The 14,208-nt window shown below is 63.7% G+C and carries 13 protein-coding genes and 1 tRNA gene; 4 read left to right on the top strand and 10 right to left on the bottom strand.

Translation table 11 applies throughout. The annotated features are described in order from the left end of the window. Positions 1 to 122: 122 nt before the first annotated feature. From CSW57_RS06975 to CSW57_RS06960, 4 genes are all read right to left on the bottom strand, one after another. Entirely contained in the window at positions 123 to 623 is a 501-nt protein-coding gene (locus CSW57_RS06975; RefSeq protein WP_223249096.1) for a dihydrofolate reductase family protein, read from the bottom strand. A 109-nt stretch (positions 624 to 732) separates the two neighbouring features. After that, positions 733 to 1,215, bottom strand: a complete 483-nt coding sequence (locus tag CSW57_RS06970) for an SRPBCC family protein (protein WP_099382147.1) — start codon at positions 1,213 to 1,215, stop codon at positions 733 to 735. A gap of 1 nt (position 1,216) precedes the next feature. Further along, positions 1,217 to 1,567 (bottom strand): ArsR/SmtB family transcription factor, encoded by a 351-nt coding sequence (locus CSW57_RS06965; RefSeq protein ID WP_099382146.1) that lies wholly within the window; start codon positions 1,565 to 1,567, stop codon positions 1,217 to 1,219. Between the two features lie 112 nt (positions 1,568 to 1,679). Continuing rightward, positions 1,680 to 2,030 (bottom strand): cupin, encoded by a 351-nt coding sequence (locus CSW57_RS06960; RefSeq protein ID WP_223249095.1) that lies wholly within the window; start codon positions 2,028 to 2,030, stop codon positions 1,680 to 1,682. Between the two features lie 198 nt (positions 2,031 to 2,228). On the opposite strand from CSW57_RS06960, the gene CSW57_RS06955 reads away from it, so the two are divergent. Then, the gene (locus tag CSW57_RS06955; protein ID WP_099382145.1) at positions 2,229 to 4,649 is read left to right on the top strand and encodes an ATP-dependent Clp protease ATP-binding subunit; all 2,421 of its coding nucleotides are present in this window, start codon (positions 2,229 to 2,231) and stop codon (positions 4,647 to 4,649) included. Here CSW57_RS06955 and CSW57_RS06950 read toward each other — a convergent pair. From CSW57_RS06950 to CSW57_RS06930, 5 genes are all read right to left on the bottom strand, one after another. Next, positions 4,642 to 5,865: an endonuclease/exonuclease/phosphatase family protein gene (locus CSW57_RS06950; protein ID WP_143696494.1), complete on the bottom strand. Its 1,224-nt coding sequence runs from the start codon at positions 5,863 to 5,865 to the stop codon at positions 4,642 to 4,644. The two genes, CSW57_RS06955 and CSW57_RS06950, sit on opposite strands and share 8 nt — an antisense overlap. 25 nt (positions 5,866 to 5,890) lie before the next feature. Beyond that, a complete protein-coding gene (locus CSW57_RS06945; protein ID WP_099382143.1) occupies positions 5,891 to 6,505 on the bottom strand; it encodes a class I SAM-dependent methyltransferase in 615 nt (204 codons plus the stop codon). A gap of 89 nt (positions 6,506 to 6,594) precedes the next feature. Further along, positions 6,595 to 8,955, bottom strand: coding sequence for a Tex family protein (locus tag CSW57_RS06940; protein ID WP_099382142.1), 2,361 nt, complete (start codon positions 8,953 to 8,955; stop codon positions 6,595 to 6,597). Between the two features lie 134 nt (positions 8,956 to 9,089). Beyond that, positions 9,090 to 9,419 carry a hypothetical protein gene (locus CSW57_RS06935; RefSeq protein ID WP_099382141.1) on the bottom strand — a complete coding sequence of 110 codons (330 nt, stop codon included), beginning with the start codon at positions 9,417 to 9,419 and terminating at the stop codon, positions 9,090 to 9,092. A gap of 596 nt (positions 9,420 to 10,015) precedes the next feature. Continuing rightward, positions 10,016 to 10,930 (bottom strand): alpha/beta fold hydrolase, encoded by a 915-nt coding sequence (locus CSW57_RS06930; protein WP_099382140.1) that lies wholly within the window; start codon positions 10,928 to 10,930, stop codon positions 10,016 to 10,018. A 198-nt stretch (positions 10,931 to 11,128) separates the two neighbouring features. On the opposite strand from CSW57_RS06930, the gene CSW57_RS06920 reads away from it, so the two are divergent. The 3 genes from CSW57_RS06920 (at position 11,129) to CSW57_RS06910 (ending at position 14,054) form a co-directional block, all read left to right on the top strand. Then, positions 11,129 to 11,761, top strand: a complete 633-nt coding sequence (locus tag CSW57_RS06920) for a HEAT repeat domain-containing protein (RefSeq protein WP_099382138.1) — start codon at positions 11,129 to 11,131, stop codon at positions 11,759 to 11,761. Positions 11,762 to 11,864: 103 nt separating this feature from the next. After that, on the top strand, positions 11,865 to 12,683 hold the full coding sequence (locus CSW57_RS06915) for a DNA-formamidopyrimidine glycosylase family protein (RefSeq protein ID WP_099382137.1): 819 nt from the start codon (positions 11,865 to 11,867) through the stop codon (positions 12,681 to 12,683). 36 nt (positions 12,684 to 12,719) lie between these two features. After that, positions 12,720 to 14,054 carry a flavin monoamine oxidase family protein gene (locus CSW57_RS06910; protein ID WP_099382136.1) on the top strand — a complete coding sequence of 445 codons (1,335 nt, stop codon included), beginning with the start codon at positions 12,720 to 12,722 and terminating at the stop codon, positions 14,052 to 14,054. 50 nt (positions 14,055 to 14,104) lie between these two features. On the opposite strand, the gene CSW57_RS06905 is transcribed toward CSW57_RS06910, so the two are convergent. Continuing rightward, positions 14,105 to 14,178: transfer RNA gene (locus tag CSW57_RS06905), tRNA-Pro, on the bottom strand. Between the last annotated feature and the right edge of the window lie 30 nt (positions 14,179 to 14,208).

Here is a 14,208-nt window from a genome sequence, read left to right as displayed (position 1 = left end):
GTTCTGAGTTCTCGGGGTTCGACAGCGCGCCACCACCGTACAAAGTGGTGAAGTGGGCGAAGACCAGGCGCGAGGAGTCGACTTCGAGCCCGTCCCAACGCCTTTCGGTACACGTTCGCCGACTACACCGGTTCGTAGATGCCCGTCACCGGAGCACCGACGGTCTTGTATTCATGAATGGCAAGACCGCCTGGTGTCTTCTCATGGCGAATGAGTTGTAGACCCGCGGGTGTTGCCCCGGCAGGGAACAACCGTCGCCCTGAACCCACGACCACCGGCGCGATCACCAGCCGGATCTCATCGACCAGTCCGGCGGCGAGCATCGACTGCCTGAGCCGGGCACTGCCATGGATCTGGAGGTCGCGACCCGGCCGGGATTTCAAGTCCGCGACCTGCCCCTCCACGTCACCGGACAAGATCGTCGTCGGGGACCAGGCGGCAGCAGTCAGCGTCTGGGAGGCAACGTATTTCGGGAGACCGTTCATGTTTTTCGTGAATGGATCGTCGGGGTCGGTGATGGCCGGCCAGTCACGCGCGAAGTTCTCGTATGTGCGCCGACCCAACAACAAACCCTCCGCTTGGTCGAGCCATCTCGCGGCTATCGTGATGAACTCTTCGTCCATGTGCGGAACCAACCAGCCGCCTCCAGTGAACCCGTCGGTGGTGTCTTCGTCGGGAGACCAGGGGCCTGGCAGACCCCATCGAGTGACACGAACTGCATCAGCGTCAGTTTCATCGGTTGGGCCCGCCTTCGACCAGATCCGCGAGCTGCCGGGTGACAGTTCCCCAACCATCATGAAAGCCCATGCGCTCGTGTCTGTCTCGATCCGCAGCGGAACGGTGCAGGGCCCTTGCCTCATACTCAGTGCCTTCAGGGTGATCGGCAACAGTGATGATCGCAGTCATGAACGCGTCGGCCGATGGGCGCCACCCGGCTATGAGACTGTCGGTGAACACAATTCGCCGACGCGGGTCGACAGCCAGGAAACAGCCGGTGATGTGCGGTTCGAAGCCACCCCCGTCTTCGCTGATCTCCGTACGAAAAGACCCACCGGGCCGCAAGTCCATGTCGAGCACCCTGCACACGGTCGGATGGGGAACCCACCACTGCTCGAACTTGGCAGGATTTGTCCACGCATCCCATACTGCGGCAGCCGGAGCCTTGATGACCCTGGAGATGACGAGGTCGAGATCAGGGTTGAGCTGGGTTGTCATGTCATTTCTCCTGATGTTGTTGCGTCGCTACTTCATTGACGACAAAGCTCTCGAGTCGATCGGTGCGTTGTTGCCACAGGGCACGCTGGCTTTCCAACCAATCCTGCGCGACATCGAACTGCCGTCGCTCGATGACGCAGGTGCGAACGCGGCCGACCTTCATCGTGCGTATCCAGCCACTGTCTTCGAGTTGCCGGATGTGTTTCATGAAGGACGGCAAGGCCATGTCGAATGGCTGGGCGAGCTCGCTGATACTCGCCGGCCCCTCCCCCAGGCGCCCGATCACCGCCCTGCGGGTGGGATCAGCAAGGGCTTGGAAAACCCCGTTCAATTGCTCTGAATACTGAGCCATAAGGCAAACTATCAGCGGACGGATACTTAGCGCAAGGGCTAAGTGTTACCGGGTTGCGCCGCCGCCCCGGTGTGCCTTCCCACGAGCAGGCGAAGGGGTCGAGATGATCGGGTCAGCGCCGCGACGGTTCGCCGTAACCGGTGACCGTGGTCAGAATGAAAACCGAGTCCTCGATCGCGGTCACGCTGTGCCGATGGTGCGTGAGCCCACGAAGTTCACCTACGTTCAGGACGACCTCACCCTCATCCGCGGTCACCTTCACCCTGCCGCTGAGCACAAGCATGCTCGCCGCCGGCGGCGAATTGTGTTCGCCGAGTTCGGTACCGGCGACCATCGCCATCAACGTCTGACGTAGCGGACCGTCATGGACAAGAATGTCGGCACTGCGGCCATGCGCATCGTCGCGTGCGATGTCCAGGTGCTTGCGAGACAGATCTTCCAGGGTGGAGCTCGTATCGACCACGTCGTCCTCGCTTCATGATGTGCGCTCGAAGTTCTGTGCCCACGCTATCGCGTCACGGCTCACCGAGGCGACCACACGTCCGATCCGGCCCTGCGAGACCCGAGTTACAGAATTGACCGCGGCAACCGGGAATTGATAGAACCTCACTCATGTTAATTGAGTCAGATTCACTCAACTCTTAACTAGGAGGCTCCGCGAATGCCCGCATTCTTCGGCCCCGAGGGCCCGCGTCGCATCGACATCAGTCGGCTGATGAGCAGGTCCACCCAAGACCTCATCGCCGAGTCCGCCAGGTTCGCCGCCGGCCGCGGCGACACAGAACTCGACGCTTTACATGTTTTGCGCGTCATGACGGCCACGGAACCCACAAAAACGCTGATGGAGCGCGCCGGGGCCGACACGACGGCGGTGGCGGACACCATTGAACAGCGTCTTCCTCAGGGAACACCGACCAACGGTTTCACCACCACGTCTCTCAGCGCTGCACTGAAAACCGCTGTGTTCGAGGCTCACCAACTTGCCCAGACCTTGGGCTCGACGTACATCGACCCAGAACATCTGTTTCTCGCCCTCGCTGCCGATCACGACAGGGCTGCGGGGCGTCTGCTCGCCGCTGCCGGCATCACACCCGAACACCTGCAGACCGCACTTCAGGGCGGCTCGGTCGCTGCTGAGTCCACGACAGCCACCCCGACGCTGGACAAGTTCGGATTCGACCTGACCGAGAAAGCCCGCGGTGGGGGCGTCGACCCGGTCATCGTCCGTGCCGACGAGATCGAACAGACCATCGAGATCCTGTCTCGACGTACGAAGAACAACCCGGTGCTGGTGGGCGAGGCCGGTGTCGGCAAGACAGCCATCGTCGAAGGTCTCGCTCAACGGATCGTCGACGGCGACGTGCCAGATCGTCTCGCAGGCAAACGCATCGTGCAGCTCGACCTGTCGAGCATGGTCTCGGGGACCCGGTACCGCGGCGACTTCGAAGAGCGGTTGACAAAGGTGATCGATGAGATCGCAGCGAACAAGGACGACCTCATCGTCTTCATCGACGAAGTGCACACCATCGCCGGTGCCGGTGCCGGAGCCGAGGGGTCGATGGATGCCGGAAACATCCTGAAGCCCAAGCTCGCTCGCGGTGAACTGCACATCGTCGGTGCCACGACGCTCGACGAGTACCGGAAGAACATCGAGAAGGATCCCGCGCTCGAGCGTCGATTCCAACCGGTGACGGTGCCCGAACCCAGCGTCGAGGACGCGGTGGCGATCCTCGACGGACTACGCGGGCGGTACGAGGAACACCACGGGATCCGGTACTCCGATGAGGCGATCCGCGCAGCCGTCGAGCTGTCCGCCCGTTACATCGGGGACAGGTTCCTGCCGGACAAGGCGATCGATCTGATCGACCAAGCCGGTGCGCGGATGCAGCTGGCTTCACCGACCACCGACGTGGAGGCGATCCAGAAGCAACTGACCCAACTCGAGACGGCCAAAGAGCAGGCGGTCGCGGCGGAGGACTACGAAAAGGCCTCCGCATTGCGTGACGAGACCGCCCGGCTCCAGGCACGTCTGTCGGGCGGGCCGTCCGAGGCAGGTGAACCACCTGAGGTGACCGCCGAACACATCGCCGAAGTGGTCGCCCGTGCCACCGGTATCCCGGCAAGCCAGATGACCGAGCAGGAACGGGAGCGTCTACGCCGCCTCGAGGATGAGCTACATCAGCGTGTTGTCGGCCAAGAGGATGCGGTGAAGGCCATCGCGCGTGCGGTTCGCCGGAGCCGTACCGGGATGAGCGATCCGGATCGGCCCGTGGGCAGCTTCTTGTTCCTTGGACCGACAGGCGTCGGAAAGACCGAATTGGCAAAGGCGCTGGCAGCCTCGCTCTTCGGCGACGAGAAGAAGATGCTTCGACTCGACATGAGCGAGTTCGGAGAACGTCACACGGTCAGCCGCCTGATCGGGGCTCCCCCCGGGTACGTCGGGTACGGCGAGGCGGGGCAGCTCACCGAACAGGTGCGCCGGAACCCGTATTCGGTGATCCTTCTCGACGAGATCGAGAAGGCGCACCCGGACGTGTTCAACACGCTGCTGCAGGTGCTCGACGACGGTCGTCTCACCGACGGGCAGGGTCGCACTGTCGACTTCAAGAACACCGTGCTGATCATGACCAGCAACCTGGGATCGGACATCATCTCCAGCAAGTCCGGTGGACTCGGGTTCAGCTCCGGTGACGCCGAAGCCGCGGAACGGCCGGTGCGTGAGCGGGTGATGGCCCGACTGCGGGAGTCGATGCGACCGGAGTTCCTCAACCGGATCGACGAGATCGTGGTCTTCCGCAAGCTCGACACCGAACAGCTGCACAAGATCACCGACCTGCTCCTGGCCGACAGCCGCAAGCGGTTGGGCGCCAAGGGAATCGACATCGAGTTCTCTGATGCTGCTGTCGACTGGATCGCAGAGCACGGGCACCAGCCCGAGTTCGGCGCACGACCACTACGTCGTTCGATTCAGCGCGCAGTCGATGACCGGATTGCAGACCTGCTGTTGGATGAGGTGCTCCTCGACGGTGGCAAGGTCTCCGTGCAGGTCACCGACGACCAACTGGACCTGTTGGTCAGCTAGGCCGCAGCGTCGATGCCCCGTCCGGTACGTCGGGCGGGGCATCACCGCGTTCGGACCCAGAATGATCCGCTTCGAGCAAAAGATCGACCACCACCGGCGCGTGGTCACTGGCCTGCACTTCGCCAGGCGACGGCAGCACCTTGCGAGCATCCGTTCGACCGAAATGCGCCGAGGCATAAATACGGTCGCTGTTCGCGGGTGCACCTGCCGTGGCCTCGAGTAGGCCGACCGACGCAAAGACCTGGTGCTCACGCCGGAACTCCGGCGATCCGTCTCGCACATTGAAGTCGGCGCCCATGATGGTAGGCCCCGACCAGGTGTGGGCCGTTGCCGCGATCGGGTCGACCTGACGGCGCTGCTCCTCGATACCGTGATGGGGCGGGCTGAAATGTCCTGAGAGTACGCGGATCTCGCGCCCCGCACGGGTTCGCACCAATGCGTCCGTGGCCACCCGCGGTTGGTACTCGATCACTCCTCCGAACGGCACCCACGACCGGTGAACTTTCCCACTCACCATTCCCGCGTATGCGTCGGACGCTGCCCGAAAACGGCGGAGAGCGCTGTCTCCCATCGCATCCCCGATCCGAAGTCCTCGAGCATCGGTGATGTCGAAACCGTTGAAGGTGAGAATCCCGGTCCCCTCACGACGGCCGTTCACCTTCTCGATCGCCGGAGTCATCACGGCACCCGTCGGTGTCAATCGCCGCGCCAGCTGCTTCAACGTGTCCGTGTAGTTCGACCGGGTCGCGAAATGGTCCAACTCCTGCAGGAGCACGATATCCGGGTGCTCGCGACGGATGGTCGCGGCGAGGTGGTCCAGACGACCGGGCGTGGCGAAGAATTGACCAGGCCCGCCCATGCCGCCATGCACGTTGTATTCCATGACACGGACGTGTTCGGCAGAGCCGGAATCCTGGACGCGCGCACGGGCGCGGGGGGCGTCGCCGACCTCGTGAACTCTGATCTCGCTCACCAGCAACCCTGCCGCCGCGCCTGCCGAGGTGCCTGCTCCTGCCCCGAGATTGGTCATCGCGCCCACGAGACACCCGACGGCAGCCCCGGCGAGAACAGATGGCCCTCGAGAACGAACGTGTCGTCCGACCATGTCGATCGCGCCGGGTGCGTAGAGCGACGCATCCAGTGGCGGCAGACTGCCACCCGCTGCGAGCGGACGATCTCCCAACACGTGGATCTCTGTGTCTACTACAAGCGTCACCGGTTTCTCCCGAGGGTCGTGCCGGTCAGGCCGAGAGTGAGAACACGGCGACCAAGAAGTCGGAGTCGTCGGTGAACGGACGCAGGTCCCAGGTGGACAAGAGAACGTCAACCGAGAGTCCGCTGCTGGTTGCGTCATCGAGGAACTCAGCAAACGCGTAGTCGCGGCCTGCACCGAACCCGACGACGATCCGGCCGTCCGGTGCGACGTGCCGCGCGAAACCGGCGAGGACGTCGCGGCGGGTGGATGGCGCAACAAAGGTCACCACGTTGCCCGCACAAACGATGACATCGAAATCAGCTGTCACCCCTCGGGCCGGCAGATCAAGGTCGGCGAGGTCGCCGACGAGCCAGGTCGGGCCCGGATGATCGTGCTCGGCAGCGTCGATGAGGACAGGGTCCACATCAACGCCGACAACCTCATGACCGGCGTCGTGGAGGTGGCCGCCCACCCGGCCCGGGCCGCAGCCGGCGTCGAGAACACGACTACCGCGGCCCAGCATCGCATCGATCAGCCGCGCCTCTCCCACGATGTCCTGGCCGCGGGCCGCCATCGTGCGAAACCGCTCGACATAACGTGTGGAGTGCGCTGGATCGGCCTCGACGATCTTCTCCCACTGGCTGGGCGTGCGTTCGCTCATTAGGGCTCCTGACTCAGATCGTCCACGCGTTGTTCCGTTCCCAACCGTATGTGCCCTGGTGAAGGAGCTGTCGCGCGAGCGGCGGTTTCCTACCGTCCGAAACCTGCGTCTCGCAGAGCCTGTGCCAGTGAACCGTTCGACGGCGCCGCCGCCGTCCTTGCGGTTGTGTTGTCGCGCTTCGGCTTTCTCGGCTGACCGGCGTTCTTGGGCCGTCGTTGTCCCTGCCCACCCGGGCGGTCATTGGATGTACCGCCGGTACGAGGCGTGTCGTCGTCGAGTCGGAGGGTCAGTCCGATTCGCTGGCGTTCGACGTCGACCTCCAACACCTTCACCCTCACCACCTGTCCCGACTTCACGACCTCGTGCGGATCGGAGACGAACCGGTTGGCCATCGCCGACACATGCACCAATCCGTCCTGGTGCACGCCGACGTCGACGAAAGCCCCGAACGCAGCGACGTTGGTCACCACACCTTCGAGGACCATTCCCGGTTTGAGGTCGGCGACCTTCTCGACTCCCGCGGCAAACGTCGCAGTGGTGAATGCCGGTCGCGGGTCGCGGCCGGGCTTTTCGAGTTCGGCGAGAATGTCCGAGATCGTCGGTATCCCGAATCGTTCGTCGGCGAAGTCGGCCGGCCGGATCGATCGAAGCGTGCGCTCGTTGCCGATGAGTTCGGCCAAGGTCACACCTGATCGGTCCAGGATGCTCCGGACCACCGGGTAGGCCTCGGGGTGGACACCCGACGCATCGAGAGGGTCGTCCCCATCGCGGATCCGAAGAAAACCGGCACACTGCTCAAAGGCCTTGGGACCCAAGCGAGGAACCTTCAGCAATGACTTTCGACTGCGAAACGGGCCAGTGGTGTCGCGGTGAGCGACGATTGCCTCTGCCAGAGTTGTCGTCACCCCGGAAACGCGCGAGAGCAACGGCACGGATGCGGTGTTCAGATCAACGCCCACCGCGTTCACGGCGTCTTCCACCACCGCATTGAGGCTGCGCGCCAGAGTCCCCGGTGTGACGTCGTGCTGGTACTGCCCGACGCCGATCGACTTCGGTTCGATCTTGACCAGTTCTGCCAGTGGGTCTTGCAGTCGCCGGGCGATCGACACTGCACCTCGCAGCGATACATCCATGTCCGGCAGTTCATGTGAGGCGTATTCGGAAGCGGAATACACCGAGGCGCCAGCCTCGCTCACCATCGCCTTGGCCGGGCCGTCAGCTCCCGAAGCCCGGATATCGGTGATCAATTCGGCGGCGAGGGCATCTGTTTCTCGTGAGGCGGTGCCGTTGCCCACTGCGATCAGTTCCACTTTGTGTCGTGCGACCAACGCCGCGAGTGTCGCCTTGGCGACGTCCCACTGTTTCTGGGGTTGGTGCGGGTAGATCGCGCAGGTGTCGAGAACCTTGCCGGTTCCGTCGACCACCGCCACCTTCACGCCGGTACGGAAACCCGGATCAAGTCCCAACGTCGTCCGTGCCCCGGCCGGTGCGGCGAGCAGCAGGTCGCCGAGATTCCGTGCGAACACCGCGACGGCGTCATCTTCGGCGCGTGCACGCAGACGCACACGCGCGTCGACCATTGCGGTGATCATCAACTTGGTGCGCCACGCCAACCGCGCGGTGCTCAGCAACCACTGGGTCGCCGGGCCGGTGTTGGCTGTGTCGACGCCCAGGGCAGCCGCGGCAAGCGCCTGATAGCTCTCGTCGTCCCCACCGTCGAGGGTGAGTGACAGCGCCTCTTCTTTCTCGCCGCGCATCACGGCCAGCACGCGATGGGAAGGCACCTTGTCCAGCGGCTCAGAGAAGTCGAAATAGTCCCGGAACTTTTGCGCGGCAGCACTTTTCGCCACCTCCTCAGTTCTCGCCGAGGTGCGTAGCGATCCTTCGGCCCAGAATTTCTCGCGAATTGTCCCCACGAGTTCGGCATCCTCTGAGATGCGCTCGGTGAGGATGTGACGGGCGCCCTCGAGAGCAGCCGCGACGTCGGCGACAGTCTCTGAGACAAACCCGGCGGCAACATCCTCTGGCACAACACTCGGGTCGGAGACCAGTCGATCCGCGAGTGGTTCGAGCCCGTTCTCCCGCGCTATCTGCGCCTTTGTCCGACGTTTGGGCTTGTACGGGAGGTAGATGTCTTCGACGCGGGACTTTGTCTCGGCGGCATTGAGCGCAGCCTTCAACTCGTCGGTGAGCTTGTTCTGCTCGGCGATGGATGACAACACCGCGGCCCGACGCTCGTCCAGTTCGCGCAAGTAGCGTAGGCGCTCCTCTAGCGTGCGTAGCTGGGCGTCATCCAGGCTGCCCGTCACCTCTTTGCGATAGCGAGCGATGAACGGCACCGTAGAGCCTTCGTCGAGCAGCCGGACAGCGGCCGCAACCTGCGCTTCCTGGACCGCCAGTTCTTCGGCGATGCGGGTGTTCACGGACTTCACGGGTTGGCTCGAATTCACTCGCAGAACCCTACCCAACGATCAGCCAAGTCCGATCTCGATGGTCGGTGTGTCGGGCTGGGCGTGGGACGTATGGCCACAGTCGAGCGGCGACACATCGGCGTTTCACCCAGCCGAGGACATGTCCGTCGGACTCAGTACCGCACAGACCACAGTGGGGAGTCCTGCAGTCGTCGGGTGGGGGTCGCGGCGAGCAAGCCGAATCGGTGCGGGTCGGAGGTGATGGCTGCGGCGGCCATCTCAACAGCCGATCTCGTTCCACTCGGACCCGAGGTGAGCACCAGATACGCATTGTCTGCTCGGGCAGTGTGCACCTCCGCGACCACGTCGCCCGCGTGGACAGGCGCCAGACGACTGCGCAAAAAGCTCGACCACTGGGCGGAGGACATGGTCGTGTCGACGACCCGAGCATGCACGATCACGGGTTCCCCGCGACCATCACGATTGCCGGCGTTGTTGTTCACCGACCACCTCCGTGCTCGCCTCAACGACCCGACCCCTCGACGGATCGCTGAGGATGTTCTCTCTACCTCGTTCCTCAGCCCACGTGCCTCAGACAATCTCTCCCCCTACCTATTTGAGAAATCACCTGTCATTGCGCACTCGCGGCCGGCGTGTTCTTGCGATTCCCTGTCGACAAGAACTGGCACCACACGATCGACACCCGCGCGCACCGGAGCAGTCAACCTGGCCTGGAGATGCGCGGCCGGCTGACCGGCGCATGCCTCCGCCGACCAGACGCCGTCACACGCAGGTGGACAGGTGTTGAAACCTGTCATCGGAGCCGATCGACTTCGACAGGTGCACTCCACGACTGACCGTGCGTCAACGACGCCAAGCATTCTTGCGATCGAACTCGGAACCCCAGAGTTCGAGAAATTCCTCCCGGCTGGGAGCGCAAAAGTGATCTTAAGGGACATTGTTGCGGGGCCGCAACAAATTAACTAACTGTCTTTTGACCATCGCGTGAGTGGGCGATATGCAATCACTGAACGGGCCCCGTGCGCCTCTCGCGATCGCGAAATCAGCGCACGCGCAAACGTCGGTTGGGGTCCACTGGTCACCACGGAAGGTGCGAACGGAAGTGACGGATAACTGCGGTTTGCACCGCACCTGCATCTGGGCCCAGCCACGCGGAGAGGTGGCTCCCCACGTCAATGGTCATCAATCCACTGTTGGGCAGCGAATCAGCTGCGTGAACGGATTGTTCGAACGGGACATCCGCATCGGTTCGGGCATGCACCAACAGCACTGGTGCGGTGACGGCGTCCAAGGGTAGGTCGAGAGCGCGAAACTGCTCGAAATCGTTGTTGAATCCCGCTTTCCGTTTTCCGGTCACGGTGCTGAACAGTTCCGTCGCAAATCGCCGCTGCCCGGGGTCCGACATGATCTGAGCAGTCAGCTGTTTCGCTTGCGAGCGAGTCATGTCACCTTCGCCGGCAACCAGCGTCGTGATCGCGGTGGCGGCCGCCTTGTCGACGAGAGCGTTCGCGAACCAGGTACCGAGCCGGGTTAAAAGCATTCTCTCCTCGCCCATCTCGAGCCGGCCACGTAACGTTCGAGCAGGATTGAACGTCGCACTGACGCCGGCGATGACCGCGACGGCTGCCACACGGCCAGGATGGGCGGCCGCCAGCTCATAGCTGACCGGCCCGCCGCCCGACCAGCACATGACACCGAACCGGTCGATACCCAATGTCGACATGAGCTCGGCCACCTGGTCCGCTTGCGCTGACGGAGTCCGATTGCGTTCTGCCAGTGGAGTGTTCAGATACCCGGGCCGCGAGATGGCGATGATTCGATGATGAACTGCCAGGAACCTGCTCATGAGGACACCTTGATCGCAGCCGCCAGGCGATCCGTGCAGAAACAGCACTGGCGGGCCGGCGCCTGTATCGGTGTACTCGATCGGCCCCTGCGAGGTGTCTGCAACGACAGCTGCCACGTCCGCCTTGTCCTGACCGTGTCGCGCCATGTCGCGGCTCCTTCACCGAGTCAGCACTTTCAACGACAGTAACGCGCTCCAGCACTCGTAGGGCGCCGAACCGGCGTGCCCGTACGGCTCGGTCTTATCCCGTGGCGTCAGACCCACATCGGATGAGAGGCTGTGAATCACTTCCAGGAGGTGAGTCCCGTCGACCGGCCACATCAGAATGATCAGACCCGGCGTCTGATGCACGCGTTGCATGACGCTGACTCGTCGACTCGCTTGCGAACGGCGCTCGCAGCGGGCACCGAGCCGCACGCTGAGTTCGTCAGCGTTCTGGTGGAGTGCTGCGCTTTCGAGTCGGACTTCTACGTCCGGGACATGCTGACGTGGGCACTGACCCGGCATCCTGCTGAGATCGTCATCCCGCTCCTGCTGGCCGAGCTGCATTCCACGACGGCGCAGGCCCGCAGTCAGGCCTTGCACACTTTGTCGAAGATCGGCGATCGCGCGACATGGGCTGACATACCCCTCGAGCTCGTGCACGACGCCGACGACGAGGTGGCCCGGGCGGCGTGGCGTGCCGTTGTTGTCCTGGTTCCCGGCGGGCACGAACACACCGTGGCGCTTGAGCTGGCAACGGAACTCGGTCGCGGCGACCGTGACACCCAACGGAGTCTCAGCCGGGCGCTGATCGAACTCGGCGACACAGTTCCCGGCATCCTCGATACAGCAAGCGAGAGCGGCAAACCCGCGGTACGCGCTCACGCCAGGGCGACCCAACGCCTCTGGGATGACCCCGACAGCGCATTCACTGTGACAGTCGAGGATGCCAAGAAGATTGCCAACGCCGGACCGCTGCCGGACCAGGACGCATAGCTCGACCCGGGGGCGTCGCGCAGCGACCACCGGCGCAGCCGCGATGAGGCATGACAGGGCTTGAGCACTTGAGCAGACCGCGCCGGAAGGGTAGACCGAACAGGTGCCGGAACTGCCAGAGGTCGAAAACGCGAGACAGGTCGTCGAGAAGGCGCTGAATCGCGTCATTGTCGACATCGACGACACCGACACGTTCGAGTGCCGCCCGCATCGGCCGGGCGAGATCGCGGGTGCACTGAAGGGCGGCAAGCTGACTGATGCTCGTCGCCGGGGCAAGGCCATGTGGTGCGAGACGACGATCGCCGATGGTTCCGCTGGTCCGACGCTTGGTATCCACCTCGGCATGGGCGGGCGAATCATCGTCACCGCACCCGACGGCGACCAGACCTCACGGTACGGCGGCGGGGACCCGCACGTCGGTGAACGCGACACCGACAAGCCTGAATGGACGCGCTTCGCCATGACGTTCGAAGACGGAGGTCAACTCAGGCTCTTCGACAAACGCCGCCTCGGCAGGGTTCGCCTCGAGCCGGACATCGACGCGCTCGGGCCTGATGCCGCTGAGATCTCGCGGGAGGATTTTCGTCTCCGAATCGGTTCCAGCGGAGCACCTCTCAAGGCACGGCTGCTCGATCAGGCCGCGATCGCCGGCGTCGGCAATCTCCTCGCCGATGAAGTCCTGTGGCAGAGCGCGCAGTCACCGGCGCGGCGCTGTAAAACCCTCACGACCGACGACCTCGACGAGCTGCGTGTCGTCCTGCGCCGCGCCATCCGATCCGCGATCAAGAAGGGCGGTGTCCACACCGGTGAGGTCATCCCCTATCGCAAATCCGGCGCGATGTGCCCTCGATGCGGGGCACCGATGTCGCGGGGCACCGTCGGCGGACGCACGACGTGGTGGTGTTCGAAGGAACAGTCGTGACCTCCGGATCCACATGGCGATAGATCGGAATATGCAATGACAGACTTTGACACGCTGGTCGTCGGTGCCGGGATAGCCGGACTGACCGTCGCACGGATCCTCTCCGGAGACGGCAGGCGCGTGGTGATCCTGGAAGCGCGCGATCGGGTGGGCGGACGCGTCTGGACGTCGCGTGCCGACGGCGACGTCATCGACTACGGCGCATCGTGGATACACGGGGTCGACAACAACCCGGTTGCCGACGCAGTCGACGCTTTCGGCATGCGCACCGTGGAGTTCACCGTGGGCAGCTTTCAACCAGGCGGGCGGCCGATCGCCTACTACTCCCCCGCCGGCACCCGATTGAATGCCGAGGACACGGAGCGTTTCGTGTCCGACATCCATCGGTTCGACGAACAGTTCAGACTCACCGTCGCCGCTTCGGAGCCGGGTACGTCATACGGCAGCGCAGTTGAAGCCGCTCTGGCGCAACTCGATTGGAGCCACGAACGCTCGATGCGCGTCCGCGAGTTCATGCGGCATCGGACCGAGGAACAACTCGGTGTGTGGCTCGACGACCTCGATGCACATGGGCTCGACGACGATGCGATCGAGGGAGCGGAAGTCGTGTTTCCCGACGGATACGACGCACTCGCCACCCGCCTTGCCGAGGGACTCGACGTTCGACTCGAGCACGAGGTCACGCGAGTGCAGTGGGGGCAGGCCGGTGCCTCCGTCGACACCGGCCGCGGTCGATTCTCTGCCGACCGGGTGGTGGTCACGGTGCCGGTCGGTGTGCTGAAGTCGCCGGAGTTCGTCTTTGATCCCCCACTACCCGAGGCACACGAAAAAGCTCTCGCCAGGCTCGGGATGAACGCTTTCGAGAAGGTGTTCTTGCAGTTCCCGCGCAAGTTCTGGGATGAAGGCGTCTATGCGATACGCCAACAAGGGGAAGCCGGCCGCTGGTGGCATTCCTGGTACGACGTGAGCTCGTCGGCGGGTTCTCCGACCCTCCTGACATTTGCCGCCGGCCCGTGTGCGCGAGAAACTCGCGAATGGCCGGACGCGCAGATCGCCGGCTCTGTCCTCGACGCTCTCCGAAAGCTGTACGGCGACCGCGTCGTCGAACCCGAGCGAGTACACGTCACTCGGTGGCAGGACGACCCGTACTCGCGGGGTTCGTACTCCTACATGTCAGTGGGCTCGGACCGCGTGGATCACGACAATCTGGCCATCCCGATCGACGACGTGCTGCACCTGGCGGGCGAGGCAACCTGGACCGACGATCCCTCCACTGTGACCGGTGCGCTGAAGTCAGGCCATCGTGCGGCGGAACAGATCCTGGGTCGAGCCGTCTCGTTCGAGGAGATCTGGGCCGAGCCCAGGAAATGAAAAGGCGGTTCCGGATTTCTCCGGAACCGCCTTGACCTTTGCCATCACTGTCGGGCTGACAGGATTTGAACCTGCGACCACTTGACCCCCAGTCAAGTGCGCTACCAAACTGCGCCACAGCCCGTTGCTGATCCGTGAGGAGCAGCGTCAGAAA

Origin of the sequence: Williamsia muralis, from assembly GCF_002735905.1 — a bacterium.
GTDB classification, from domain to species: domain Bacteria; phylum Actinomycetota; class Actinomycetes; order Mycobacteriales; family Mycobacteriaceae; genus Williamsia; species Williamsia muralis_A.
This window is presented reverse-complemented; position numbering and strand designations above follow the sequence as displayed.

Coding starts and splice junctions, on each gene's coding strand:
- CSW57_RS06910 (WP_099382136.1), top strand. CDS start 12,720: ATGACAGACTTTGACACGCTGGTCGTCGGTGCCGGGATAGCCGGACTG.
- CSW57_RS06955 (WP_099382145.1), top strand. CDS start 2,229: ATGCCCGCATTCTTCGGCCCCGAGGGCCCGCGTCGCATCGACATCAGT.
- CSW57_RS06920 (WP_099382138.1), top strand. CDS start 11,129: ATGCACGCGTTGCATGACGCTGACTCGTCGACTCGCTTGCGAACGGCG.
- CSW57_RS06945 (WP_099382143.1), bottom strand. CDS start 6,505: ATGAGCGAACGCACGCCCAGCCAGTGGGAGAAGATCGTCGAGGCCGAT.
- CSW57_RS06970 (WP_099382147.1), bottom strand. CDS start 1,215: ATGACAACCCAGCTCAACCCTGATCTCGACCTCGTCATCTCCAGGGTC.
- CSW57_RS06975 (WP_223249096.1), bottom strand. CDS start 623: ATGGACGAAGAGTTCATCACGATAGCCGCGAGATGGCTCGACCAAGCG.
- CSW57_RS06965 (WP_099382146.1), bottom strand. CDS start 1,567: ATGGCTCAGTATTCAGAGCAATTGAACGGGGTTTTCCAAGCCCTTGCT.
- CSW57_RS06930 (WP_099382140.1), bottom strand. CDS start 10,930: ATGGCGCGACACGGTCAGGACAAGGCGGACGTGGCAGCTGTCGTTGCA.